The organism is Winogradskyella sp. A2 (assembly GCF_046762865.1).
Lineage (GTDB): Bacteria > Bacteroidota > Bacteroidia > Flavobacteriales > Flavobacteriaceae > Winogradskyella.
This window is the reverse complement of sequence record NZ_JBKQXM010000007.1, coordinates 119,589-145,967: the sequence shown is the minus strand read 5'-3', so window position 1 is coordinate 145,967 and position 26,379 is coordinate 119,589. Positions and strand designations below refer to the sequence as shown.

General features: G+C 32.9%; 24 protein-coding genes. 10 read left to right on the top strand and 14 right to left on the bottom strand.

Annotated elements, in window-relative coordinates; all coding sequences use genetic code 11:
- Positions 1-70: 70 nt before the first annotated feature.
- Entirely contained in the window at positions 71-523 is a 453-nt protein-coding gene (gene dtd, locus ACFWV9_RS13755; protein ID WP_411895809.1) for a D-aminoacyl-tRNA deacylase, read from the bottom strand.
- Positions 523-1,470: a ribosome small subunit-dependent GTPase A gene (gene rsgA / locus ACFWV9_RS13750; RefSeq protein WP_411895808.1), complete on the bottom strand. Its 948-nt coding sequence runs from the start codon at positions 1,468-1,470 to the stop codon at positions 523-525. Before rsgA ends, dtd begins: the two co-directional genes overlap by 1 nt.
- A gap of 79 nt (positions 1,471-1,549) precedes the next feature.
- On the opposite strand from rsgA, the gene ACFWV9_RS13745 reads away from it, so the two are divergent.
- Both ACFWV9_RS13745 and ACFWV9_RS13740 read left to right on the top strand, forming a co-directional pair.
- Positions 1,550-2,029 (top strand): hypothetical protein, encoded by a 480-nt coding sequence (locus ACFWV9_RS13745; RefSeq protein WP_411895807.1) that lies wholly within the window; start codon positions 1,550-1,552, stop codon positions 2,027-2,029.
- A 164-nt stretch (positions 2,030-2,193) separates the two neighbouring features.
- Positions 2,194-2,910 (top strand): hypothetical protein, encoded by a 717-nt coding sequence (locus ACFWV9_RS13740; RefSeq protein ID WP_411895806.1) that lies wholly within the window; start codon positions 2,194-2,196, stop codon positions 2,908-2,910.
- Between the two features lie 81 nt (positions 2,911-2,991).
- Here ACFWV9_RS13740 and ACFWV9_RS13735 read toward each other — a convergent pair whose 3' ends face one another.
- From ACFWV9_RS13735 to ACFWV9_RS13720, 4 genes are read right to left on the bottom strand one after another with little or no spacing between them, the layout of a single operon-like run.
- A complete protein-coding gene (locus ACFWV9_RS13735; protein ID WP_411895805.1) occupies positions 2,992-4,074 on the bottom strand; it encodes a chorismate mutase in 1,083 nt (360 codons plus the stop codon).
- A gap of 29 nt (positions 4,075-4,103) precedes the next feature.
- A complete protein-coding gene (locus tag ACFWV9_RS13730; RefSeq protein ID WP_411895804.1) occupies positions 4,104-4,955 on the bottom strand; it encodes a prephenate dehydrogenase in 852 nt (283 codons plus the stop codon).
- Between the two features lie 5 nt (positions 4,956-4,960).
- Positions 4,961-6,103 (bottom strand): pyridoxal phosphate-dependent aminotransferase, encoded by a 1,143-nt coding sequence (locus ACFWV9_RS13725; RefSeq protein ID WP_411895803.1) that lies wholly within the window; start codon positions 6,101-6,103, stop codon positions 4,961-4,963.
- Positions 6,100-6,927: a prephenate dehydratase gene (locus ACFWV9_RS13720; RefSeq protein ID WP_411895802.1), complete on the bottom strand. Its 828-nt coding sequence runs from the start codon at positions 6,925-6,927 to the stop codon at positions 6,100-6,102. The genes ACFWV9_RS13725 and ACFWV9_RS13720 overlap by 4 nt, the downstream gene beginning before the upstream one ends.
- Positions 6,928-7,201: 274 nt before the next feature.
- On the opposite strand from ACFWV9_RS13720, the gene gldA reads away from it, so the two are divergent.
- Entirely contained in the window at positions 7,202-8,095 is an 894-nt protein-coding gene (gene gldA, locus ACFWV9_RS13715; RefSeq protein ID WP_411895801.1) for a gliding motility-associated ABC transporter ATP-binding subunit GldA, read from the top strand.
- On the opposite strand, the gene ACFWV9_RS13710 is transcribed toward gldA, so the two are convergent.
- Positions 8,088-8,831, bottom strand: a complete 744-nt coding sequence (locus ACFWV9_RS13710; protein ID WP_411895800.1) for a head GIN domain-containing protein — start codon at positions 8,829-8,831, stop codon at positions 8,088-8,090. The genes gldA and ACFWV9_RS13710 overlap by 8 nt on opposite strands.
- The gene (locus ACFWV9_RS13705) at positions 8,828-9,922 is read right to left on the bottom strand and encodes an acyloxyacyl hydrolase (RefSeq protein ID WP_411895799.1); all 1,095 of its coding nucleotides are present in this window, start codon (positions 9,920-9,922) and stop codon (positions 8,828-8,830) included. The genes ACFWV9_RS13710 and ACFWV9_RS13705 overlap by 4 nt, the downstream gene beginning before the upstream one ends.
- A 204-nt stretch (positions 9,923-10,126) precedes the next feature.
- Between ACFWV9_RS13705 and metK the strand changes: the two genes are divergently transcribed.
- From metK to ACFWV9_RS13690, 3 genes are all read left to right on the top strand, one after another.
- Entirely contained in the window at positions 10,127-11,380 is a 1,254-nt protein-coding gene (metK, locus tag ACFWV9_RS13700) for a methionine adenosyltransferase (RefSeq protein WP_411895798.1), read from the top strand.
- A gap of 147 nt (positions 11,381-11,527) precedes the next feature.
- On the top strand, positions 11,528-13,354 hold the full coding sequence (locus tag ACFWV9_RS13695) for a hypothetical protein (RefSeq protein ID WP_411895797.1): 1,827 nt from the start codon (positions 11,528-11,530) through the stop codon (positions 13,352-13,354).
- Between the two features lie 129 nt (positions 13,355-13,483).
- The gene (locus ACFWV9_RS13690) at positions 13,484-15,265 is read left to right on the top strand and encodes a carboxypeptidase-like regulatory domain-containing protein (protein ID WP_411895796.1); all 1,782 of its coding nucleotides are present in this window, start codon (positions 13,484-13,486) and stop codon (positions 15,263-15,265) included.
- 55 nt (positions 15,266-15,320) lie between these two features.
- Here ACFWV9_RS13690 and ACFWV9_RS13685 read toward each other — a convergent pair whose 3' ends face one another.
- The 5 genes from ACFWV9_RS13685 to ACFWV9_RS13665 form a co-directional block, all read right to left on the bottom strand.
- The gene (locus tag ACFWV9_RS13685) at positions 15,321-18,113 is read right to left on the bottom strand and encodes a TonB-dependent receptor (RefSeq protein WP_411895795.1); all 2,793 of its coding nucleotides are present in this window, start codon (positions 18,111-18,113) and stop codon (positions 15,321-15,323) included.
- Positions 18,114-18,193: 80 nt separating this feature from the next.
- Positions 18,194-19,081, bottom strand: coding sequence for a GLPGLI family protein (locus tag ACFWV9_RS13680; protein ID WP_411895794.1), 888 nt, complete (start codon positions 19,079-19,081; stop codon positions 18,194-18,196).
- Positions 19,082-19,244: 163 nt separating this feature from the next.
- Positions 19,245-20,084 (bottom strand): GLPGLI family protein, encoded by an 840-nt coding sequence (locus ACFWV9_RS13675; protein ID WP_411895793.1) that lies wholly within the window; start codon positions 20,082-20,084, stop codon positions 19,245-19,247.
- Between the two features lie 142 nt (positions 20,085-20,226).
- The gene (locus tag ACFWV9_RS13670; protein ID WP_411895792.1) at positions 20,227-21,081 is read right to left on the bottom strand and encodes a GLPGLI family protein; all 855 of its coding nucleotides are present in this window, start codon (positions 21,079-21,081) and stop codon (positions 20,227-20,229) included.
- A 16-nt stretch (positions 21,082-21,097) separates the two neighbouring features.
- Positions 21,098-21,478, bottom strand: a complete 381-nt coding sequence (locus tag ACFWV9_RS13665) for a hypothetical protein (RefSeq protein ID WP_411895791.1) — start codon at positions 21,476-21,478, stop codon at positions 21,098-21,100.
- Positions 21,479-21,602: 124 nt separating this feature from the next.
- On the opposite strand from ACFWV9_RS13665, the gene ACFWV9_RS13660 reads away from it, so the two are divergent.
- From ACFWV9_RS13660 to ACFWV9_RS13645, 4 genes are all read left to right on the top strand, one after another.
- Positions 21,603-23,135, top strand: a complete 1,533-nt coding sequence (locus tag ACFWV9_RS13660; RefSeq protein WP_411895790.1) for a sensor histidine kinase — start codon at positions 21,603-21,605, stop codon at positions 23,133-23,135.
- A complete protein-coding gene (locus ACFWV9_RS13655; protein WP_411895789.1) occupies positions 23,128-23,811 on the top strand; it encodes a response regulator transcription factor in 684 nt (227 codons plus the stop codon). Before ACFWV9_RS13660 ends, ACFWV9_RS13655 begins: the two co-directional genes overlap by 8 nt.
- A 65-nt stretch (positions 23,812-23,876) precedes the next feature.
- Positions 23,877-24,659, top strand: coding sequence for a hypothetical protein (locus ACFWV9_RS13650; RefSeq protein ID WP_411895788.1), 783 nt, complete (start codon positions 23,877-23,879; stop codon positions 24,657-24,659).
- A 3-nt stretch (positions 24,660-24,662) separates the two neighbouring features.
- A complete protein-coding gene (locus ACFWV9_RS13645; RefSeq protein WP_411895787.1) occupies positions 24,663-25,277 on the top strand; it encodes a deoxynucleoside kinase in 615 nt (204 codons plus the stop codon).
- Here ACFWV9_RS13645 and ACFWV9_RS13640 read toward each other — a convergent pair.
- Positions 25,274-26,278, bottom strand: a complete 1,005-nt coding sequence (locus tag ACFWV9_RS13640) for an App1 family protein (protein ID WP_411895786.1) — start codon at positions 26,276-26,278, stop codon at positions 25,274-25,276. The two genes, ACFWV9_RS13645 and ACFWV9_RS13640, sit on opposite strands and share 4 nt — an antisense overlap.
- Positions 26,279-26,379 lie beyond the last annotated feature (101 nt).

Below are 26,379 nucleotides of genomic sequence, written 5' to 3'. Positions count from 1 at the left end.
ACAAAGTGAAGTTTTTATTTCTTGTTGAACTTTGTATTGTTAAGTCTTAACAATTAAGATATTAAATAGATTATTCTCTATTTTTTGAATCAATAATTATCGTAACAGGCCCATCATTAACCAGATGAACCTTCATGTCTGCACCAAACTCTCCGGTTTGTATTTGCTTGCCTAATTCAGATTGTAAAATTTCAACAAACTTTTCATACAAAGGTATAGCAATATTGGGTTTAGCTGCTTTTATATAACTAGGTCTATTTCCTTTTTTTGTACTTGCATGCAATGTAAATTGACTTACTACAATGATATCTCCATCTGTATCTAAAATAGACTTATTCATTACCATTTTCTCATCTGGGAAAATTCTAAGATTCACTATTTTTTTACATAACCAATTTATGTCTTGAGCGCTATCTTCATTGACAACTCCTAGTAGGACTAATATTCCATTACCAATAAAGGCAACTTCTTTTTTATTTATTACAACAGATGCTTCAGAAACCCTTTGTACTACAACTTTCATTAATTATCCCAATTGTCAGTTCTATAATTTTCATCTTCTCCTTCTAAAATCTGAAGATAACTTCGATATCTAGAATAAGATATATCATCATTTTCTAAAGCTTCTTTAACTGCACATTTCGGCTCTTTTAAATGCAAACAATTGTTGAATTTACAATCTTGTTTTAGAGCAAAAAACTCGGGGAAGTAATCCCCAACTTCTTCAGCTTCCATATCAACAACTCCAAAACCTTTAATTCCTGGCGTGTCAATGATTTTAGCGTCAAAACTAAGATCGAACATTTCTGCAAATGTGGTTGTGTGTTGGCCTTGCATATGCTGTTCTGATATTTCCTTTGTCTTTAAATCCAGTGATGGTTCAATGGCATTTACTAGAGTTGATTTACCAACTCCCGAATGCCCACTGAACATACTCACCTTATTTTCCATCAATGCCTTAACCTTATCTACGTTTTTACCTGTGGCAGCAGAAATACCTATACATTCATAACCAATTTTACGGTAAAGACTTGCTAAATACTTTACCTCGAGTAGTTCTTCCTCTTCGTAGGTATCAATTTTATTAAACAACAAAATGGTTCTAATCGAGTAAGCCTCTGCAGTAACTAAAAACCGATCTATAAAACTGGTAAAGGTTTGTGGGTTATTAAGCGTTATCAGAAGAAATACCTGATCTATATTTGAAGCAATAATATGGGTTTGCTTAGATAGATTAACCGATTTTCGAACAATATAATTTTTACGTTCTTCTATACGGTCTATCACGCCTGTTTCGGTGTTGTTTTTTGTCTCCAATTCAAACTGAACAATATCACCAACTGAAATAGGGTTAGTACTTTTAATATCGGCAATTCTAAAACGGCCTTTTATTCTGCACTGATAAAACTTACCATTCATGGTTTTAACTGTGTACCAGCTACCTGTAGATTTATAAACCGTTCCTACCATTGTTAATATTAATCCTAACAAAGAAACAACAATTAAAGAAAAAAGTCTTTAATTTTAAGCTTAAACTAAATCAAATATTATGAAGCAAAAATTTTTAATTATCGGCTTACTTCTTGCAGGATTTGTATCATTTTCATTTATAAATGATGAGAAATCATATGCTGAAATAGAGTACAAAGTTGTTACAAGTGTTGAATCTATAGTACCTAACGGTTTAGGTAGATCTAGACTTATCTCTTCAGATGTTGTCAGAGACTATGATGAATTTACGTCAGAACGCTCAAGCGACAAAAAGGAAGATGGTAGAAACAAGTCTAAACGAAGTGAAATCCGTGTAAAGGATTTTGAAGAAACCAAACTCTTAAACTTTTTTAATATTGGTGGTATTAGATTTCAAAATATTGTTGCTAATGATGCTGTAATAAGCTCTAAACTTGTATCAATGGCAAAAGAAGGCTGGGAATTAGCGTTTGTTACAAGTAGTTCTGAGAGTGATGCTGGTAAAGGTGACGGCCAAGGAATTTTTGTAACTCGATATATTTTTAAACGCAAAAAATAAAAAATAAAAAACCCTACAAATTAGTTTAAGATTTCATATTTTTAAGAAATAAACATCTAAAAATCAACGAAATGAAAAAAATACTGCTATTAACCGTTATCTCCTTATTGTCCTTTTATAATATATCAGCTCAAGAAACCATTACGAATGAATCCGTTATTCAAATGAAAGATTTAGGCTTTGATGATTTGATGATTATTGATAAAATAAATTCTTCTGATGTGAAATTTGATGCTTCAATTTCGGCGTTAACTGTATTAAAAAATGCAGGTATATCTTCTGAAGTTATCTCATTGATTATGCAAAAATCAAAGCATAATACAAAATCTAGAACGGGTATTTATTTTATAAACAATGAGGCAGAAGAAGAATTAATTCAACCTTCTGTTTTTTCTGGAACAAACACCAATGCAGCGGCACAAAAATTAGTTTCGGGCTTGATAAACTCAAAGCAAAAAGCGCAATTACCTAGAGTAGCTTCCAATAATGTAATAACAAACAAAACCCCAGAATTTATATTCGTATTTAATCCCGCTACCTCTCAAGTTGATAATTTGCAAAATAGCCAAGGAACTCAAGCTGGTGACTTAAACTGGTGGTTCAGAGTAGCCTCATCACCTAATGAATTTGTTTTAGTAAAATTAAAAGTTAAGGAGAGAAAAAACTTAAGAGAAATTATTACTGGAAAGAGCTCTTGGCTTGGTAGCTCAGATGGTATAGATCCTAAGTTTGCTCTTCCTTTTAAAATTGAAGTAATAGAAGGAAATAGATTTAAAGTAACACCTGAAAATTTAGAGCCAGGAGAATATTGTTTTATTTATCAAGGAAATGTTCCTGATGGCAGAACAAATCAGTCCGTTTTTGATTTTTCATATCAGTAAACTTAATACGTTATCAAAAAAGGACTTAAATAAAAATACATTAAAAAAAAGGCTCGCAGTTGCGAGCCTTTTTTTTGTTTATTAATGATTTATAATCTCTTCTTGATGATTAATAGATTCTTGGTGAATAGCTTTGAACATACGTAAAATAAATTCTTCGCTTAAATTCTTTTCTTCACCTTCTAAGATCATTTTTCCAAGGATTTCATTCCAACGCTTAGATTGTAAAACAGCAACATTGTGATCTTTTTTAAGCTGACCAATGCCATCTGCCACCTGCATTCGCTTACCTAACATTTCAATTAATTGATGATCAATCACATCAATTTTTGTTCTTAGTGTATTTATTTTATTATTAAACACAGCATCATCATCAGTTTCTTTTCTTATTCTTAAATCTTCTGTGTATTTAATAAGAGCTTCTGGTGTTATTTGTTGGGCTGCGTCACTCCAAGCATTGTCAGGATCGTGGTGTGTCTCAATCATTAATCCATCGTAGTTTAAGTCTAATGCTGTCTGACTTAAATCAAAAATAATATCACGTCTACCTGCAATATGCGAAGGATCTAAAATTAATGGTAAATCAGGAAAACGATTTTGTAAATCTATTGCGATTTGCCATTCTGGATTATTTCTGTAACGTGTTTTCTCGTATGTAGAAAAACCCCTATGGATAACGCCAAGTTTTTTTACATCTGATGTATAAAAACGCTCTACAGCACCTAACCATAATGATAAATCTGGATTTACCGGATTTTTAATCAGTACTGGTTTATCGGTCCCTCTTAAAGCTTCTGCAATTTCTTGAATTATAAATGGACTTACTGTTGTTCTAGCACCTATCCAAAGAATATCAACATCGTGTTTTAAGGCTAACTCAACATGGTTTGGGTTGGCGACCTCGGTTGTAATCTTCATCCCAGTTTCCTCCTTTGCCTTTTGAAGCCATTTTAAGCCTAAAGCTCCAACACCTTCAAAATTACCTGGACGTGTTCTAGGTTTCCAAATTCCGGCTCTATATACTGTTGCATCACTATCCTTTAATTGATGTGCTATATTTAATACCTGTTCTTCAGTTTCTGCACTACATGGCCCTGCTATAACTAGTGGATGTTCTAAGTTATATGCATCTAACCAGTTCCTTAATTCTTTCTTGTTTTCCATTTTTGTTGTTAATCTCTTATTCTAGATTTTTATTTTATTCCGTTTAAAATTTGTTTTATATGGTTGGTTTCTTCCATTTCTTTAAACACAGCTTCAAAATCCTCTTCTTCCATCAGTTTTTTAAAATGTTTTAAGTTTGAAATATATTCATCTAAGGTTTCAATTACATTGGTTTTGTTTTGCTCAAAAATTGGAGTCCACATTGCCGGTGAACTTTTTGCCAACCGTACAGTACTTTCAAAACCACTACCTGCCATATCGAAAATATCTCTTTCATTCTTCTCCTTTTCAATGACAGTTTTACCCAACATAAAAGAACTTATGTGTGATAAATGCGACACATAAGCAATATGCTTGTCGTGTGCTTTAGGATTCATATAGCGAATTCGCATCCCTAAATCTGAAAATAATTTAAGTGCCTTCTCTTGTAGCTTAAAGGCAGTATCCTCAACTTCACAAATGATATTGGTTTTATTTTTATAGAGTCCGGTTATCGCTGCCTTCGGACCAGAATACTCAGTACCTGCAATAGGATGTGCGGCTAAATAATTTCTACGTTTTGGATGTTTCTTAACCTCCAAACAAATATCTTCCTTAGTAGAACCAGCATCAAATACTATAGTCTCATCAGATACATTATCTAGTACTTCTGGTAATACCTTTAAGGCTGCATCAACAGGAATTGCAATAACTACCATTTCTGCATTACACAAATCCTTGATATTTGCCTTTTTTTCTATTACTCCCAATTCTAAAGCCTCTTGTATATGACTTTCATTGTTTTCTATCCCATAGACTGTACAATTAGGATATAGTTCTTTAATATCTAAAGCAAAGCTTCCGCCAATTAACCCAACTCCTATGATATAAACATTATTCATAATCCTTAAACTCTTGCAATTGCTTCTTTAATAATATCTTCTGAAGCACATAACGAAAATCTTATAAAACCTTCACCATTACTTCCAAAAACTGTTCCTGGTGTTATAAACACGGAGTGTTCTTTTAGAATTAAATCAGTAAATTCTTCAGATTTAACATGTGGTGGTAATTTTGCCCAAACAAACATACCTGCTGAATCCTTATCATATGTACAATTCAATTCTGTAGCTAATTCCCAAATCAACTCTCTTCGTTGTTGGTAAACACTATTTAAACTTACAAACCAAAGATCCGAGCATTTAAGTGCTTCAATTGCTCCTTTTTGAACACCATAAAACATACCGGAATCCATATTACTTTTTACTTTTAATACAGACTGCACAAAATCATAGTTTCCAACGAGCATACCTACTCTCCAACCTGCCATATTAAAAGTTTTGCTCAATGAGTTCAATTCTAAACAAACATCTTTAGCATTGCGATAGCGCATTATGCTTATAGGCTTATCATTTAAAACAAAACTATACGGATTGTCATTTACAATTAAAATATCATGGCGTTTACCAAAGGCAATAACTTCATCATAAAATTTATTCGTTGCCTTTGCTCCAGTTGGCATATGTGGATAACTGATCCACATGATTTTAACTTTACTTAAATCTAAACGCTCCAAGGCAATAAAATCAGGGAGCCAATGGTTTTCTTCTATTAAATCATAATATACTGGTTTTGCCTGCAACAATTTGGTAACAGCAGCATAAGTTGGGTAACCTGGATTAGGAATTAAGACTACATCTCCAGGATTAAGGAAAGCCATTGAAATATGCATTATGCCTTCTTTACTACCAAGAAGAGGCAATACCTCTGTCTGAGAACTGAGATTAACATTATATCTATTTCTATAAAAATTCGCAATTTCAGTTCTTAATTCTGGTAAACCCTGATAACTCTGGTATTTGTGAGCGCCTTCATCTGTCAAACTATCTTGAAGTTCCATGGTTACCTTATGAGGTGGCTCTAAATCAGGGCTACCAATACCAAGATTAATAATTGGCTTTCCCTGAGATTTTAAAAACGCAACCTCTCTCAATTTTTTGGAGAAGTAATATTCTTCTACATTCTTTAATCGATCTGCAACTTCAATCATAGTCTTGCATTTTTATATTCTCCTAATATTTTAAAATCATCGGCCATAAGTTTTATGATAGATTTTGCCTTTTCATAATCTTTATAATCATCGAAGGTAACATCTACAAAAAAGGCATATTTCCAAGGTGTGTCTATTTTTGGTAAGGATTGTATCTTAGTTAGATTAAGCTTACAATCACTCATTACATTAAGAATCGTCGCCAAACTACCACGCTTATGGTCCAAAATAAATTTTAAGGAAGCCTTATTGAGTAACTTAGTATTTAGTTCTGGGCTTTCGCGTTTAACAATAACAAAGCGCGTTTCGTTATGTTTAATGGTTTGGATACTCTCTGCTAACACATTAAGCCCAAACATTAAGGCGGCATTTTTACTTGCAATTGCCGCTATACCTTCAATTTTACCCTCTGATATTTGCTTTGCGACATCGGCAGTATCTTTTGCTTCAACCAATTTAATATGAGGATATTTTTTTAAATACACCTTACATTGCAATAAGGCCATTGGATGAGAATGCACTTCTTTAATATCATGAATAGATTGCCCTGGCAAGGCCATGAAACTATGCTGGATATCCAAAAAATACTCTCCAACAATTTTCAAATCATGTTTATCTATTAAAGCGTAGTTGGGCAAGATTGAGCCTGCAATAGAATTCTCTAATGCCATGACAATATCGTCTGCTTTACCATTCAACAGGCTATCTACAGCACTATCAAACGACATGCACTCAATTACATTATTACTACCGTTAAAATAATGCTGGACTACTTCGTGATGAAAAGATCCTCTAATTCCTTGTATTGCTATTGGCTTGCTCATAATAAAAAAGTCTCGACTAAATCGAGACTTTCATAATTATATTTTTTAATAAAACATACTAAGCCTCGTTCCTTTTGCTAAAAAAGAAATAAAACCAGCTATAATATGTTTTAACTATATTCATCGTTATTATTCTGTCGCTAAAGTAATTAATATTTTCAGAAATTAAAATTGTAGTCCATTTTTTTGAATAATAATTAAGAGTTTTAAAGATTTATCAATATATACCACACAATATTATAGAATACCTATTTTTGAAAAAATATACTAAAAAATGTCTATTGAGGTAAACAATATTTCTAAGTTTTACAAGGAACAAAAAGCACTTAATAATGTGTCTTTTAAGGTAAATGATGCTGAAATTGTAGGATTTCTTGGTCCGAATGGTGCAGGAAAATCTACAATGATGAAGATTTTAACCACGTACATTAATGCCAATGAAGGCCATGCCAAGGTGAATGGTTATGATGTAGTTGATGATAAAAAATATGTTCAGAGAAGTGTTGGGTATTTACCAGAACACAATCCACTGTATACCGAATTATTTGTAAAAGAATATCTTGAATTCAATGCAAATGTTTATGGCACACCAAAATTAAGAATTAACGAGGTTATAGAACTAACGGGACTAGCACCTGAAGCTCATAAAAAAATAGGACAACTCTCAAAAGGTTATCGGCAACGCGTTGGATTAGCCAATGCTTTATTACATAACCCAGATGTTTTAATACTAGATGAGCCAACAACAGGTTTAGATCCTAACCAGCTGGTTGAAATTAGAAACTTAATTAAGACCATAGGCAAAGAGAAAACCGTATTTCTTTCTACCCATATTATGCAGGAGGTTGAAGCAATGTGTGATAGAGTAATCATTATTAATAAGGGAGAAGTTGTTGCCGACAAATACCTCAAACAGTTGAGAGACGGACAAGAACAAATTGTTGTTGTTGAGTTTGATTATAGGGTTGAAGAAGCTTTTCTATTGAAATTACCAAAGGTAAAATCAGTAAAAAACCCAAACGGTTTTATATATGAAATTACCTTTTCTACAGAAGAAGACATGAGATCCCATGTTTTCGATTTTGCTCACGATAACGATCTAAAGATTTTACAGTTAAACCAAAAAAATGCGAGTTTAGAAAGTCTCTTTAGGGAACTTACTAGTTAAAAATTAAGTCGCCAGTATAAGTAATTTCGACATCTACCAATGGAGGTTCGTTAACAGAAATTACATTTCCTGTTCCACGTATTAGACCAGTTAAGGATTGTTGTGGATTGACAATAATATCATTACTTCCACGATGATTAATTTGTACCTCTTGTGCAATTAAATCTTCGCCTTCAAAGCGTCCAGATCCTGCAAAGAACCCAACAAACAATTCGTCTACTTCACCATCTATATAAAAAAAGGAAATATTATTAGATATAATGGATAGATTTTGTGAGTCAAGGCTTAACCTAAAATCACCAACTGTAAATTCACCTTCACCATTAAAATCTTCAGATAATAATGTTATATCATCAAAATTCAAAATACCATTAGATGATATATCATATTGAGAAGACGTCCTTATCTCAGATAAATTAGGTGCTTCAACATATACTTTTGTAATACCAAAATCTCTAACATAATTACAATTGTTATTATCAGTTAAAACCAACCTATCTCCAATAACCTCAATCTCTACATCATTAATTAAGTTTTCGCCTGTTTCAACAGTAACCTTATACTCAGGAGATTCTGTAATAATTAATTCCACATCTCTATTTACCAATATTCTATCAAAACTAGCTACGTCAACATCTACTTGGATTATGTCACCCGCAGTCTGAAAACAATCATTAGCATCTTCACTATCACAAGCAAATATCAGTAAGCACAATATGTATATTATTTTTTTCATAGTCTAACACCTATTCCTAATTCTACAGCTTCAGCTTTCGCACCGTGTGATTTTAATGTTATCGCTCCAAAAAACTTGTCTCCAAAATATCGTTTTAAACCAATTCTTATATAAGTTCTACCCTCAAAATCAAAAGGGTAATATACATAGTAACCAAGCTGTGTTTCAATAGACATACGGTTTATAAATAATTCATGGCCAGCAAAAAGACCAACTCTTTTATAATCTTCGTCTCCACTTACGTTTTCTTCAGGAAATGACACAGATTGGTAATAAATTAGTTCTTTTAGAAAATTTGAAAAAAAGGCATCAACACCAAATTGTACTGCACTTACATGACTTAATCTTTTATCTGCATATGCTGATAAAATATAAAACGGAAACTGACCACTACCTATTATATCACTTTGGTTTATGCCAGATCTAAATGCTAGATTATATCGGATTGGTTCAGTATACTTTTCTTTATCCAAGTTTTCAATATACTCGCTTTCATTCTCTGACAGATTATAGGTAACACCTAAATTTAATGCAATTGTATTTATACTAGTGTTAGGCGCTTTTACATTTGCGTTGGAATAGTGAATTAATGATAAACCACCTTGTATACCAAAGTGTTTGAAAAGATTTTCCTTTTTGTAATTAACCATTAAGTACGTTGAACTTAAAATTCTTGTACCAAAGGCTATGTTTTTTGGGTTGTCAATTCTATCATACGGATTTGTTGTAAAAGCTAATCCTTGTGCAATTCTTAAAGTAAGGTTGCGCTTTAAAAAATAGAAATTATAGTGAGCATATAAACCAAAGTTATTACCCAATCTTTCATCAACTAAATCCTGATAAATGAACGATGCTCCATAATCAGGGTAATTAAATCGTTGCTCCCAAGCTTCTTCTCCATATGTCTTTTTGTTCCAGCTAAAGATAAATCCTTGTGGTCTGCCAGATATCAAATGAAGTATATCAGTATTATGAAGCGCAATATTGCCTGAAAAATAATTTAAGTCAAAATATGTGTTAGAAGTCTTATCTACTTGAGAAAAACCAAAAAAACAATATAATACAAAAAGGTAACTAAGCCTTTGCCTCATAAACTTGTGATTCACCGCAAAAATAATTGTTTTTATTTAAGAGTATCTTAAGCCATTAAGGTTTTCTGTTTACATTTTAATATGTATTTTTGCCCTTCAAAATTAGAGGAATGATTTGACTGATTGCAACCTCTGGAAAAAAATGCTAAAGACAGTGTAAACTTTCCGGACAATTACGTCAAATCAACACATAAGAATTTATATATGGCGTATTTATTTACATCAGAGAGTGTATCAGAAGGACATCCAGATAAAGTAGCAGACCAAATTAGCGATGCTTTAATTGACAATTTTTTAGCATTCGATCCAGAATCTAAAGTAGCTTGTGAAACCTTAGTTACCACAGGACAAGTTGTGCTAGCTGGCGAAGTTAAATCCAACACTTACCTAGATGTTCAAAAAATTGCACGAGATACCATTAATAAAATAGGATATACAAAAGGCGAATATATGTTCGATGGTAATTCTTGTGGTGTTATTTCTGCAATCCACGAACAATCAGAAGATATTAATCGAGGTGTTGACCGAGGATCAAAAGAAGAACAGGGTGCAGGTGACCAAGGAATGATGTTTGGTTATGCAACAAATGAAACTGATAACTATATGCCTTTGGCACTTCATATTTCACACTTAATTTTAAAGGAATTGGCGGAGTTGAGACGTGAAAGCAAGGAGATTACTTATTTAAGACCAGATTCTAAAAGTCAAGTTACCATAGAATATAGTGATGACAATACACCTCAACGTATTGAGGCTATCGTTATATCAACACAACATGATGATTTTGATAGTGAAGAGGTCATGCTTTCTAAAATTAGAAAGGATATGGTGGATATTTTAATCCCAAGAGTTGTTGAAAAATTGCCCGAACATATTAAACCTTTATTTACAGATGATATAAAATATCATATCAATCCAACAGGGAAATTTGTAATTGGCGGACCACATGGTGACACAGGGCTAACAGGTAGAAAGATTATTGTGGATACTTATGGTGGCAAGGGCGCTCATGGTGGTGGTGCTTTTTCGGGAAAAGATCCGAGCAAAGTTGATCGAAGTGCAGCTTATGCCACTAGACATATTGCTAAAAATTTGGTAGCATCTGGTTTATGTGAAGAAGTTTTAGTACAAGTATCTTATGCTATTGGTGTAGTTGAACCAATGGGAATTTTTATTGAAACTTATGGCACTTGTCCATTAAATTTAACTGACGGTGAGATTGCAGAAAAGGTTGCTACACTTTTTGATATGCGACCAGCAGCAATAGAAAAGCGATTAAAATTACGCCAGCCTATGTACAGTGAAACGGCAGCTTATGGCCATATGGGACGTAAAAACACAACTGTAAGTAAGACTTTTGTGCAACCAAACGGAGAATCTACAACTATAGATGTTGAATTGTTTACTTGGGAAAAGTTAGACTATGTAGACAGAATAAAAGAAGCCTTTAGTTTATAAAAGTTACAAAATACTTTAATTCAACCCTCAGCATAAATTAATTGTTGAGGGTTTCTTTTTATGAAATGTGTAATAATTAAAGGTAGGTGTTTTTATGTTTCAACTGTTATATATCAAAGAACATAAACTTAATCAATACAAACTATCATGAAAAACATTACAAAGACCCCAAATCTTTTCTTAGTACTGTTGATTTCACTTCTTACCATTACGTCTTGTCAAAAAGATGATGGCCCATCAATGAATAACGGTGAACAACAAGAAAACATACCGGATAATTTCTCAGAATACTTCGGTAATGACGTTTCTAAAAATTTCCTAGGAACTGTAATCGATGATGACAAAGAACCCATTGAAGGTGTTACTATCTCTATCGGAAATGAAACTGCAATGACTGACAGTAACGGTGTATTTATTATAAATAATGCCACAGTTAAAGAGCGATTTGGTTATATCAAAGCAGAAAAAGAAGGATATATACATGGCTCACGTGCTGTAGTTCCTTCTAATGGCACAAATAAAGTAACCATTATGTTACTAGAAGCTAGTATTACTGGCACCATATCTAGTGGTAACGCAGAAACTGTAACTTCAGATGATGGTAGCTCAGTTAGTTTTGATGGTAACTTTGTAAAAGAAGACGGTACAGAATACACAGGTTCTGTAGATGTGATTATTCATCACTTGGATCCTGCAGATGAAGACATGTCAATGCAAATGCCAGGTATGCTTTATGCACAAAATGAAGCTGGTGCAGAACGTATGTTGCAGACTATGGGAATGTTAGCTGTTGAACTAAGAGGTTCTGGTGGCGAAGATCTTAATTTACCAGAAGGTTCTACTTCAGAAATAAGAATTCCGTTAGACCCAAGTTTAATGGGTATTGCACCTGCTACGATACCATTATGGTATTTTGATGAAGTAAATGGTTACTGGAAAGAAGAAGGAGAAGCTACTTTACAAGGTAATGAATACGTTGGTACAGTAGCACATTTTTCATTTTGGAATTGCGACATACCAGCAGAAGCTGTGACATTGTGTGTTAACGCAACAAACGAAAATCAAGATGCTTTAAATAATCTATGGGTAAGTATTACCAGTACAACTTTTGGCACAACCTATGGCTACACCAACGAAAATGGTGAAGTTTGTGGTTTTGTACCAAGTAATGAAACCCTAGAACTTAATGTTTATGGTTACGAATACTGTAGTGATACGCCATTATATACAGAGACTATTGGTCCATTTAGTATGGATACTTCAATCTCAATTGCAGTTCCAGAAAATCCAGATATTATCTCAGAAACTGTAATAGGTGTATTTAATACCTGTAACGGTAATCCTGTAACTGATGGTTACGTAGAACTTACATATGGTGATCAGACATTTGTTGATGCTGTAAGCAATGGAGAATTTGAGATTAATCTATTACGTTGTACAGAAGACAATACCTTTATTTTAAAAGGAAACGACTATACCAATTTACAATCTACAGGAAACATTAGTTACTCATTTACAACGTCATTAACTGATGTTGGAGAATTAAGTGCTTGTAATGATGTTGATGAGTTTATTCAATTTACAATTGATAATGAGGAGACCGTTTATATCCTTGAAAATATTTATGCTAATTTCTATGCGGCAGGTCAGGGTCAAACTACTGATGGACCATCTTTAGATATTTTTGGTGGAGGAAATGACCAAGAAACATGTTTCTATATGTATGGTGTAGTTGTAGGGCCAGAATATGTTGGTACTTATGACACTTTAGACTGGAATACTCCAGGTGATACTGGGTTCTTTATTGGTGAATGTTTAAGTGTTACAAACACTAATAATGAAATTGAATATAATTTAAATTATATAGGTGAAGTTGACGAATATATAGATATAAATTTCACTGGTTCTTATGAAGACTACGAAGGCAATCCTCATACAATCTCTGGTACCGTTCACGTACTACGAGATAATTAATAGCACCTTTTTTATGCCTCTAAAAAAGTCTTCCGTTAGTGGAAGGCTTTTTTAATTTATAAGAATTTTCACGCAACCTTTTGTTGGTTTTAACATCTTTTAAGAAAGAAACTAAAAAAATCAATCGCTATGAAATCAACAAAAACACCTTTTGTACTGCTCCTATTTGCCATAACCTACTTAACCTCATGTAATTTAGATGATGGTCCCTATCTAGGGAATGACACCCAAGAATCTATCCCTGAAACCTTCTCACAATACTTCGGTAATGATATTTCTAGAGATTTTCTCGGTACGGTTGTAGATGAAAATAATGCGCCAATTGCTGGAGCGACTATTAGTGTTGGTGGCCAAGTAACCCAAACAGATATCAATGGAATATTTATTCTACAAGATGCAGATGTTTATGAACGTTTTGGTTATGTTAAAGCCTCAAAACCAGGATATCTAAACGGTTCTAGAGCTTTGGTACCATCAGAGGGTACCAATAAAGTTAGAATTATGCTACTTCCAGAAACTATTGCTGGCACAGTATCAAGTGGCCAACCAGGCGAAGTAGAATTAAGCAACGGTAGCTCGGTAAATTTTGATGGTAACTTTATGGATGAAAATGGTACGACTTACGAAGGCAACGTCAACGTTATTATGCATCATTTGGATCCAACAGACGATGATATGGAATTGCAAATGCCAGGTATGCTGTATGCGCAAAATGAAGATGGTGCAGAACGTATGCTGCAAACCTTAGGCATGTTAGCTGTTGAATTAAAAGGCGAGTCTGGCGAAGACTTAAATTTGGCTGAAGGCTCAAGCTCAGAGATTCGAATTCCTGTAGATCCTAGTTTAATGGGTATGGCGCCAGCAACAATACCGCTTTGGTATTTTGATGAGGAACACGGTTATTGGAAAGAAGAAGGAGAAGCCACATTGCAAGGCAATGAATATGTTGGTGTTGTAACACATTTCTCCTTTTGGAATTGTGATATTCCTGCAGAGGCAATTACGCTATGTGTAAACGTAGTAGACATTGAAAATAATCCATTAGATTCGCTCATATTAAATATTACAAGTTCAACATATGGAACAACAAGCGGAATTACTGATGAAAAAGGAGAAGTCTGTGGTTTAGTCCCAAGAAACGAATCGCTTCTTCTTGAAGTTTATGATTTTACATGTGGCCAGCAATTAATTTTTAGTGAGTCAATTGGTCCATTTTCTGAAGATGAAAGTATTAATTTTACATTGGCAACAACAAATGAAATAATTCAAACCATAACTGGAACTATTAATAATTGTAATGGAGAAAACTTAGAAAATGGATATGTAGTTATTAATTACAACGATCAAGAAAATTATAAATTGGTCAATAATGGAAATTTTGAATTCAATATAATAAGTTGCGAATCAATAAATGATTTTAGTTTAAGAGCAGTAGATTTAAATACATTTCAAACTAGTGCTACCTACAATTACACATTTAATACATCTACAACAAATATAGATTCCATAAACACTTGTATCTCTCAAGAAGAATATATCATATATTTTATTGATAATTCGAATGATATTATGTTCTATGATAATATCGATGTAGACCTAAACGAAAATAACTTTACAGTACTAAGACGATTAGAACCCGGGAGTGATATGAAGTTTTTAACAGACTTGCCAAATGAATTAGGCCAGTTTATTACATCCAGCACTAATGGAATGATTCTTAATGTGTTTTATCCAGTTGGATCATCTAATCAATACGTTTCAATTGGCAATTATGGGATAAATATTGAAATCACATATATTGGTGCTGGTGTTGGTGATTTAATTGATATGAACTTCAATGGTACCTTTCAGGATCCAGGAGGAGTTGAGCATACAATTGAAGGTCAAGTCCATGTTAGAATAGATGAATAAGAAAAAATGAAGCCTTCCATAAATGGAAGGCTTTTTTATTCTATAAACCTTAGTCTTATAATGTATACGTTAATCTTAAGGTTATAAACCGTGGTTGTATAAATGTTTCTGAGCTAAATACAGAGATATTAGAGGCGCCATTGCTAATGTTAGAATCGATATCTAAAATATTAGAGGCTCTTAAAGAATACTCCCATTTTGCATCTCTATCTTTTCTATAGCGTAAAGACGCATCCCAAGTTTTAAAGGCGTCGGTTTGCCCTTGTGTTTCTTGTTCTGTATATGCAAAATCCGTGATGAAGGTTACAGAATCCCAGACGTATGCATCAAAACGTATTGATGGTGCTCTGGTTATAAACTTTGTAGTATTAGATCCTTGTACGTTATCTCTAACCGTATAGCCATAGCGTAATCTTACATTCGGCGCTTCTCTAAAATTGGTTCTGATTTCGGGTGTATAATTTTGAGTGAAGTTTTCATTTAAAGATTGCCTTCCTTGAATAAACTGATTTAATTTACTGTAGTTGAAATTTGCTCTAAATCGTGCTCTAATTTTTCCAAAGGTACGCTCTACTCTACCAAAAACTGAGGCTGTCTCGTCAGCAAATTGAGAATTAAAGAATGAGTTTGTTCTAATAACACTTTCAAAATTCGTTAAAGATCTTATCTGATCTATGTTTTTACTGTAATTAACACTAGCAATCACATTAGTATAATTAAACAAATTGAAACTTCTATAAAATAGACTCACATTATGAGTAAGTGCATTCTGCAATTCTGGATTACCGTATTGAATACTATTAAAGTTATTAAGCACCAATCCTTCTGCAATATTGGTAACATCTGTAAATGTATTGGTCATTCTATAGTTAAGCGTTAATGATTCACTTTTCTTAAACTGAATCAAGGCTTCAAAGTCTGGTAATACATCAAAGAAACTATCCTTAAAATTATTGCCTAACTGCGTATTCTGATTACTATAGGCATGGAATGAAACACCAGGAGTAAAGGTGAATTTACCTGTTTTAAACCTATAATGTACACCTAAATAAACATCACTAAAGGTATAGTCTACATCGTCATTTGTAGCCAACAAAGGTTCGCCTTCTAAATCTGTAATATTAGGCGTCGGGTCTAAGCGCGTTCCGTCATCTAAGAATTGAAAGATATTAGAATCAAATTTTTGATTACTAAAAATAGTCCCTAATGTAAAATTGATATTGCTTTTTGAGTTTAGAATATTGTAGTAATCTAACTTAGCATCTAATTTATTACTCTTAACTCGTCTATCTTGATTTACATCGTAATTAAATTGATCTAAATCTAAACCTAATCCTGCTGCTGTAGTATCAAATGCGTCTCTATCATCTGGGTCAACTTCATTATTATTTGTAGGATCATTTACCAACAACGCATTATAAAATGGATCTTCATCGCTTAGCAAATGTTGAACCTCTAATGCGAATATATTATCCTCATTTAATGTAAAATAATAGTTTAAATTTTGATTGATACTATAGGGATTGACCTCGTTAAGCTGATCTGTATCCCCAACAACAGATGAAAACAAATTTTGACGCTCTTCCTCGTCTGAGGCCCTTGCTATTACATCATAATCTAATTGATTGTTAAAGTTAGGTTTATACACCGCACTCAACTTTGCAACAAATTGATTAGTAGCCTCTCTACCACGTTGAATTGTTGATTCATCTGGAGGTAATCCTGCAGATTCATCTACAGGCGTACTTGGATCATCTTCCTCTTCAATATAGTCAAAGAAGTTCTCTTCTCTAGTTCTTAACCTACTACTATTGTAAATAACAAACCCACTTAGGTCTAAAGCTTTGTTTGGAGAATAACTGAAATTTGCGGTTGCTAATTTTGTTATTACTTCTTGAGCATTTGCGATACTTGTTAAACCACCTAGTCCATTATTCCCTAAATTAATATTGGTTCCACTGGTTCTACTTGGAAGACGGAATCCACCTCCAAATCCTCTAATATCTCTATTAGTCAAGGCAACCTCACCTATATTATTCATATCTCCTATAACGTTGATGCTATATTTAGGACTGTAATAAAAAAGCTTTGGTTGAAATAAATACAATTCGTCATTTGGAGATGGTGCCTGACCTACACCTGCGGTAATATCTCCAAACCAAAAGTTCTCTTTCCCTTCTTTTAATTTTATATTAATAGCAACATTATTCTGATTATTCTGAACACCACTTAATTGCCCAACCTCAGAATAGTTACGCAATACTTGTATTTTATCTACAGCATTAGAGGGAATGTTTTTAGTTGCCAATTTGGTATCGCCATCAAAAAAGTCTTTTCCATTTACCATTAATTTTTGAACTGTATTACCTTCAACTTCAATCTGACCATCTTCATTGATTTCTACACCTGGTAGTTTCTCTAATACATCTTCTAGCTTTCTTTCTGATCCATTTTTAAACGAATCGGCGTTATAAATAAGCGTATCTCCCTTAATTGTGACAGGCATTTCATAGGTCAATTCAACTGCATCTAATGCGTTATCTGGCAATAGAGTGAAATCTCTGGTGATATTTTCTTCTTGAGTAGTTATTACTTCATTTAAGGATTTTAATCCTATATAACTTACTTGTACTTTGTATTTCCCATTCTTACCTAAAGAAAGGATATACTTACCCTTATCATTTGTTACAGCATAAGACTCCAGAGCATTGGTTTCTTGATTTATTGCTATAACATTGGCAAGTTCTAAAGGTGTACCAATACTATCTTTAACAATACCCTGCATTTTTAATTGAGCAAAGGAACTGCTAGCTACTAAGGTTAAAAGTAGCACTAAAACTTTTTTCATTTGGTTTGTTTTCTTTAGGTTGGATGTTAGCCCATTTCATGTAAATGGCTCACAAATCTGTATTGTTGGTTAAGTATAAATTAGTTACGTCTGCCTCTTCCTCGTCCACCATACATTTCTCTCATCTCTGTCATCTTTTTGGTAACGATGTCGTTGTATTCGGCTTGCGTTACTTCATCTCCCTTTTTTGGTTTATCAATATCTTCCTTCTCCTCAGGATTCATGACTATTTTGGTACAAAGAATTGTTGTTCTATCTGCATTCACCTCTAATATCAATCCTGGAAGTCCCCAATAATCATCAGGCCCTTGATTTATCGGAATTTGAGGTGTATACCATGCAACAACTTCAATGGTCTTTGGCACTTCAATTTCGTCCATTGGGTCGTTAGATTCTGCCTTTGCCTCATCTCTTGATTTTGAAGAGTCCTTTTTCTTTGGAGGTGGTGGTGGCCTTCTTCTCATACTTCTCCAATCAAACTCATCTACCACCTTGGTAGCTGTAGCCTTAAAACAAGTATATTGACCAATCTGCTTGGTTTCATTACCCATTTTCCATTCTAGTGGTTTTAAATCATCCTTTATTAAAAACTGCTTGCCAAAAAACTCTTGGTCTTGCAACAATTCTTGGTCTTTCACATTTTTATATTTAGGCCCACCTGTAAAACTACTAGCAAATCCACCCCATCCTCTGCCAGATCCTGGAGCTTCTAATTTTTCATCTTCCTTATATATTGACTCCGATTTATTGAATGTTAGAATGTACTCCTTTTCTAGAAAGCTTTTCATTCGTTCTTCTATCCGCTTTTTTTGATCAGGAGACATTTCTCTTCCGCCCCATTGATCCATGTCCATTGTAGTTTTAGACATGTAATAAGCTTTCCCTTGAAAATCGTCCTGTGCAAATGTATTGACTCCGAAAAGTAAAGCAACAAAAGTGAAAGTGAGTTTAAGTAATGATGTATTCATCTTGATTATTGAGAATTGATTGTTTAACAAATGTAATTTAATGATTTGCCTACCTCATTTGGTTTATCATAAAATTAACATGTCATATTTTAATAATTACATCACTTTGACTCTATAAAGACCCTTTGGTTTATTTGACTAAAGTTAAACTAATGTTAAAAGATTAACTTCTTCTTCTACCACGGTTATCTCTAAATTCTTTCATTTTCTCAGATATAGTCTTTTGATATTCTGCCTTTGTAATTTCTTTACCTTTATCTGGTGCAACAATCTCAACAATCTCTTGAGGATTCAATACAATTTTAGAACATAGCATTGTTGTATTATCTGCACTTACTTCTAAAATCAATCCAGGTAATCCCCAATATTCTAGTGGACCATGGCGAACAGGAATCTGCACGGTGTACCATGCTTCAATTTCTGTCATTTTAACCTCTGGTACTGTCACCACACCTGTTGAATCTGTTGTTGGCTCTTGATTTCTTAGTCTATCCCATGAAAAGTTATACCATGTCAGATCATTAGTTGGTATTGAAGCGGTCGCTTTAAAACAAGTATAGTTGCCTATTTGTTTTGTTTCAGAGCCCATTACCCAATCTATTGGTTGTAAATTATCCTTAACCAAGAATTTTTTACCATAAAATTCCTGAGTTTGAATCTGAGTATTGGTTTTCACGTTTTTATATTGATCACCTGGTGTAAAGTTTTTTCCCCAAGAATCCGTCGCGCCTGTCATTGCATCTAGTTTATCTTCTTCTTCGAAAAAGGATTCTTCCTTATTGAAGGTCAGCACATAGTTTTTCTCAAGTCTATTTTTCATTCTCGCTGCGACTTGCTTCTTTTGTGCTTCACTTAAACGAGCTCCCCATCTTCCAAGTTCCATCTTTGATTTTGAAAAATAATATGCTTTACCTTGAAATTCTTGTTTTACCTCAGGCTGAGGATTAATAGAAAATGCGAACATTAGTGCTAAAACACTGATTTTTAATAGTATTGATTTCATTGCGAGATAAACTTTAAATTAATATTGTTTAACAAATGTAAAAATAGATTAAACATTATCGTCCTGTTTATCAAAATATTAACACTAAATTATTCCTGATTACATAAGTATAAACCTCAACAGAATATTGATTTCTAATTACTTAGCCTCTTATTGAGATGCTTATACTCTCACCATTTCTATCATCGTGACGCGGTCTAAAACGCTCCATCATTTCTTTGGCTTTCTTATCCATGATCTTTTCGTAAGCCTCTTGGTTGACTTCTTTGCCCTTTGTAGGTTCTGTAATTTCAATTTTATCTTCTGGATTGAGTACAATTTTGCTACATATAATAGTTAGCTGTCCATCATGAACTTCCAATATTAATCCTGGTAAACCTTGATAGTTATCAGGTCCATTATTTACAGGTATTTGCGGTGTATACCATGCAGTAACCGTTCGCTCTTCCATTTCTGGTTCCTTCTCTTCTTCAACCTCTTCATCACTACCAAAGGAAACTCTAGGTTTCTCAACCATTTCTGTATATGTTGCCTTAAAACATTGATATTCTCCGATATACTTAGTATCAGACTCTAGTTTCCAATCAATCTTTTCAATGTCATCTTTAACCAAAAAGATTTTACCATATGTATCTACTTGCTCAGCATATCTTTGTTCTTTTGTGTTCTTGTAAAGCACATCAGAACCACCACCTCCTCCTATAGAAACAATCTGAATACCATCACCCATACCAACATTTGGTTTGTCTAGTTCTTCTTCTTGTTTATACAATGAGGCTTCTTTATTGAAGGTGAGGAGAAATGTTTTCTGAAATTGCTTTTTCATCATTTCCATCATCCTTTCCTGCATCTCAGAATTCATCGAGGTGCTATCCATTTTAATGTCTACTTTTCTTTGCGTTTTGTATGTTGCAACACCTTGAAAATCTTGCGCATCAATAGCACAAGCAAACAGCAATGCTAAGGATATAACTATAACTCTAATTATTGTTGTCATTTGATTGATTTTATAATTATTCTTTATTCTTGTAATACTTAATTGCCGCATTTCTAATTTTCTCTACACGTTTTACAAATGCTTCTTCATCATCAGAAGTACCTTCAACTTTGTAGGACATGTTAGACTTCTTCCCATTAGACATCACGTCGCCGTTACAAATTAATTTAAATGAAACTGATTGATTTCCTTCACCTAGATCAAACATCTCTTTGATATCATCTAGTGTAAATGTAGATTCCAACTCTTCAACATTATCAACGGTTACAACAACATCTACACTTTCTACTTTGGCTTCTTCGATCTCTTTTATTATTTCAATTTCTTCAACAGATTTAGTCTGGCTAAAGCCTAAACAACCAACAATTAACAATAAAGGTAAAATTAAATTTTTCATGTTTTTATATTTCTTTGATTAATACCGTACAAATGTCCCAACTCAATCTAAGTATTTGAGTTAACTAGTGTTAACGTGTGTTAACCGATTCTTTAAACTATATAATTACTTATACTTTTGATATATGAATGAAAAACGATATAGATGGATTCTATATGTTATTGTCACGGTAATTGTGGCAACAATTGCCATACAAGGCTATTGGAATTATAAGAACTATTTAAACAATAAACAGCAATTGGTTAGTGATGTTCAGGCTAGTTTAGACAAGGCTGTAGATGATTATTACACTGCACTTGCTGAGCGCACTACGATTGGTGTATTTCTTGAAGGTGATCAGCAAAAGAATGCATTATCCGAAGGAGGTGAGTTAGATGAGTTTTTTAAACAAATAGATAGTGTAAATAACGAGTTTAAAACATTAGATTCATTAAAACTCAAAAGTATAGATGGCATTACCATTCTTAGGGGTCCTAAACTAGACTCTATGAATGCTGTCCATGAAAAATTATTTCCTTCTACTTCAACAGCAATCTTTAAAAAAAGAATTGACAGTATAAAAACCAATAATTTAAATCTAGAATTAGATGAAATAGAAATGTTGACATCTAAAATTGTAGTTTCGATTACAAACGATAGTTTAAATGTGGCTGAAGTGGATAGTCTGTTAAATGAAGAATTTAAAAGAAAACAAATCGGACTAAAAAGTGAATTGTCCTTTTTTGAATCAGATATTAAGCGACAGGTAAAGAGAATAAAAGACTCACTATCTAACAAAAACGTAGAATACAAATTTGGACTTACCGCAATATCAAAATCTTCCTTTCTTCCAAAAGGAAGTATCCTAGAATTAAACTACACCAATGAAACTTTAACCATTTTAAAAAGAAGTCTTAATGGTATTCTAATTTCGACTGTATTAGTCTTGGCCGTCATAAGTTGCCTCTTCTACCTTTTAAAAATTATTAAAAATCAAAAGGAATTGGCCGAAGTAAAAAATGATCTTATAAGCAATATCACACATGAGTTTAAAACACCAATTGCAACTATTGGTGTGGCATTAGAAAGCATCAGTAATTTTAATGGCATTGATGATAAAGAAAAGACGAAAAAATACATAAATATGTCTTCTGATCAGCTAAACAAACTCAACCTTATGGTTGAGAAGTTATTGGAAACTGCTACCCTAGACAGCGACAATTTGAGTCTAAATAAGGAACTAATCAATATCAATGACCTTTTAAATTCTTTGTTAAACAGATACGGCATCCAATTTCCTGGCAAAACCTTTAATCTTAACTTAATGGTAGAAAATCTTATGGCTAATGTTGATGCTTTTCATTTTGAAAATGCCATTAATAACATACTAGATAATGCTATAAAATACGGTGGAGACATAATATCAATTACGCTACTAGCAAAAGACGAGAATTTTGAGATTACTATTGCAGACAATGGCAATTCCATTAACAAGGCAAATAAGAGTAGAATTTTCGAAAAATTTTATCGCATTCCTAAAGGCAATACCCATGATATAAAAGGATTTGGTATAGGACTTTATTACACCAAAACTATTGTTGAAAAACACAATGGTGCAATTAATTTAGATTTATCAAATAATTTAACCTCATTTAAAATTACATTACCTAATGGCTAAAAAAATAAAGCTCATTTTAGCAGAAGATGAAATTGCATTAGGCCAAATAATTAAAGAAAGTCTAGAAACAAGAGACTTTGAAGTAACTCTATGTGAAAATGGCGAGAAAGCCTTTGAAAAATATAAATCTGAACAACCTGAAATACTTGTACTCGATGTAATGATGCCCAAAAAAGATGGCTTTACATTAGCTAAAGAAATTAGGGCAATTGATGATAGTATTCCCATTATATTTCTCACAGCAAAATCTCAAACAGAAGATGTGGTAGAAGGTTTTTCAATTGGAGGAAATGACTATCTCAAAAAGCCATTTAGTATGGAAGAGCTCATAGTGAGAATTCATAATTTACTAAACAGAACCCAAGTTCAGAAGACTGCAGATATTTTAAATATTGGAGAATACCAATTTAATTTCCCAAAACAATTTCTACACTTTAAAGAAGAAACACCTATACAGCTTACTCATAGAGAAGCGCATTTATTATTTCATCTCATTAAAAACCAAAACAAAGTTTTAGATAGGTCTCTCATCCTAAACAAACTTTGGGGAACGGACGATTTCTTTTCAGCTCGAAGTATGGACGTATTTATTTCTAAGCTAAGAAAGAAACTAAGCAAAGATGAAAACATCCAAATTATAAACGTTAGAGGATTTGGTTATAAACTTACTGTCTAGATAAAAACTAAATACAAATCCACAACGTTAATTTGTAGTTCAATTTTTGTATTTTTCTAAACGTTATGAAACAAATATTCTATTTATTATTATTTATAAGTACGGTTTGCTTTTCCCAAAAATCTATTAAGGCTAAATTGGTAGATTCTATGACGATTGATGTTCTTGACATTTTCGGAGTAGATACTTTTGGTACCATGTATTATTCTACCAACGACAATACTTTTAACAAAAAAACCAAGGATACTACAATAACCTATACCAATTACCAACTCAGTGAAATAAGTACGGCAAATGCCTTTAACCCTTTAAAAATTAATCTCTTCTACAGGGATTTTAATTCGGTAATAATTTTAGATAATAGACTAGCTGAAATTTTTAAAATTGACTTCAACACAGTAGTTCCCTATAAAAATGTGAGTTATGTTTCTACCGGTTATGATAATACCATTTGGATTTTTAATCAGGATTTACAGCAATTAGAATTATATGATTACAAAACCAATAAAATAAGACTTAAAACAGTCCCCATACAATCTGAGGTGATAGACTTAAAGAGTGATTATAACTTCTGTTATCTACTTACTAAACAATATTTATATGTCTATAATTACTTTGGGAGTTTAGTAAAAAAATTTCCTAATATTAATTATGATAAAATGGCATTTAGCAAAGCTCAAACTGTTTTAAAAAGTGACAATCAGCTTTATATTTTACCAAAAAACAATTCTGAAATCATGCCAATTTCGCATCCAAATTTGTTAATAAATCAGTTTTTGGTAACCAATGAAACCTTGTATATTTACAACGACGGAATTCTGCGTCAATATCAACTTAAACTAGAATAGATTATGCATGTTGCTGTTGCTGGAAATATAGGAGCTGGGAAGACTACGCTCACCAAATTACTTGCTAAACACTATAAATGGGAAGCTCAATTAGAAGATGTCGTAGACAATCCATATTTAGATGATTTTTACAATCAAATGGAACGTTGGAGCTTTAATTTGCAGGTATATTTCCTTAATAGCAGATTTCGTCAGGTAAACCAGATTCACAGTAGCGGAAAAGATATTATTCAAGACAGAACCATCTATGAAGACGCTCATATTTTTGCACCTAATCTTCATGCAATGGGCTTAATGACTAATCGCGATTTTGAGAACTATTCCTCTTTGTTTGATTTAATGGAATCTTTTGTAAAGGGACCTGACTTATTAATTTATCTGAGAAGTACAATTCCGAATCTTGTTGCCCAAATCCATAAGCGTGGACGCGACTATGAGAATTCAATTAGTATAGATTATTTAAGTAGACTAAATGAACGTTATGAGGCTTGGATTCACGGATATGATAAAGGAAATCTGCTGATTATAAATGTGGATGATTTAGACTTTGTTGATAATCCTGAAGATCTAGGTGATATCATTAATAAAATCGATGCGCAGATCAACGGCTTATTTTAAACAATAAATCCGTGATTTCTTGCATGCTTTAACGCCTGTTCTCCATTTTCTACGATCAAAACAGGTACTTCATCATAATCTTTGAACAGGTTGCCAATGCGTTTCATCCGTTTTGAATGTTCAACCGCTCTCAAATATATTGCAGTAATTCTATTCGGAAATTCTTTAACTACATCTAAATATATATAAGCATCTTTTTCACCACAATCACCTATTAAAATGAAATTGAGATTAGGATATGTTTTCAAAATATTGAAAATCTCATGATACTTGTGCGCTAACTCCATTTTGGGTGTTCTATCAAATGGGGTTCTGAAGTCTCTGAGTAAAATTGGGCCTTTTGGAAAATTATTATTTTTCAGAAAAAAGGCTAGATAGCGATACAAATTCCAAGGACTATTACTTACGTAAAAAATTGGATTAGCCTCATTACTAGATTTTCCATTATGTAACAAATGGTAAAATTCTGCTGAACCCTCTAATGCTTTGCGCTTGTGAGGCGTTTTAAAAAAGGTGTTTACAACAACTCGCCACTTTAATCTAGAAGTAACACCAGTATGTAAAATGGTATCGTCAATATCGCTTATCACACCAAAACTGGCATTCTCTCTTGGTATAAGCATTTGGCCTGTAAACCTATTGTTTAGTTGAATCTGTCTTTTCTTACTTTCACTCTCATAAGACACATAATATTCTAGCCAACCTTCATCATCTATATATTGATTTAAATTTTTTGAATGATTATCCAATAAGTAATACCCTTCGGCATCGGTACTTGATTTTATAATATCATTATTAGGTATTGAGACCACCAAAGGTGTCTTTCTTATCTCATCCGTTTCAAAACGCTTCCAAGAATTTAAAAGCAAGCTAAACCAATCCTTTTTTTCTAAATCTATATCCTCATCTTCCAATGCCCTACCTTTTAAATAGAGATGTTCAGTTGTACCATAAGTATAAAAAGGTATTATCTGTAATGGATCTTTTTTAAACCAGCTCAAAGAAATTTAATTTTTGAAAGCTTGAAGATACTAAAACTATAATTTAACTCTTGATGCCAAATTAAAAAACTAATGAAAATGTTAAAGTAAGAATGACTTCA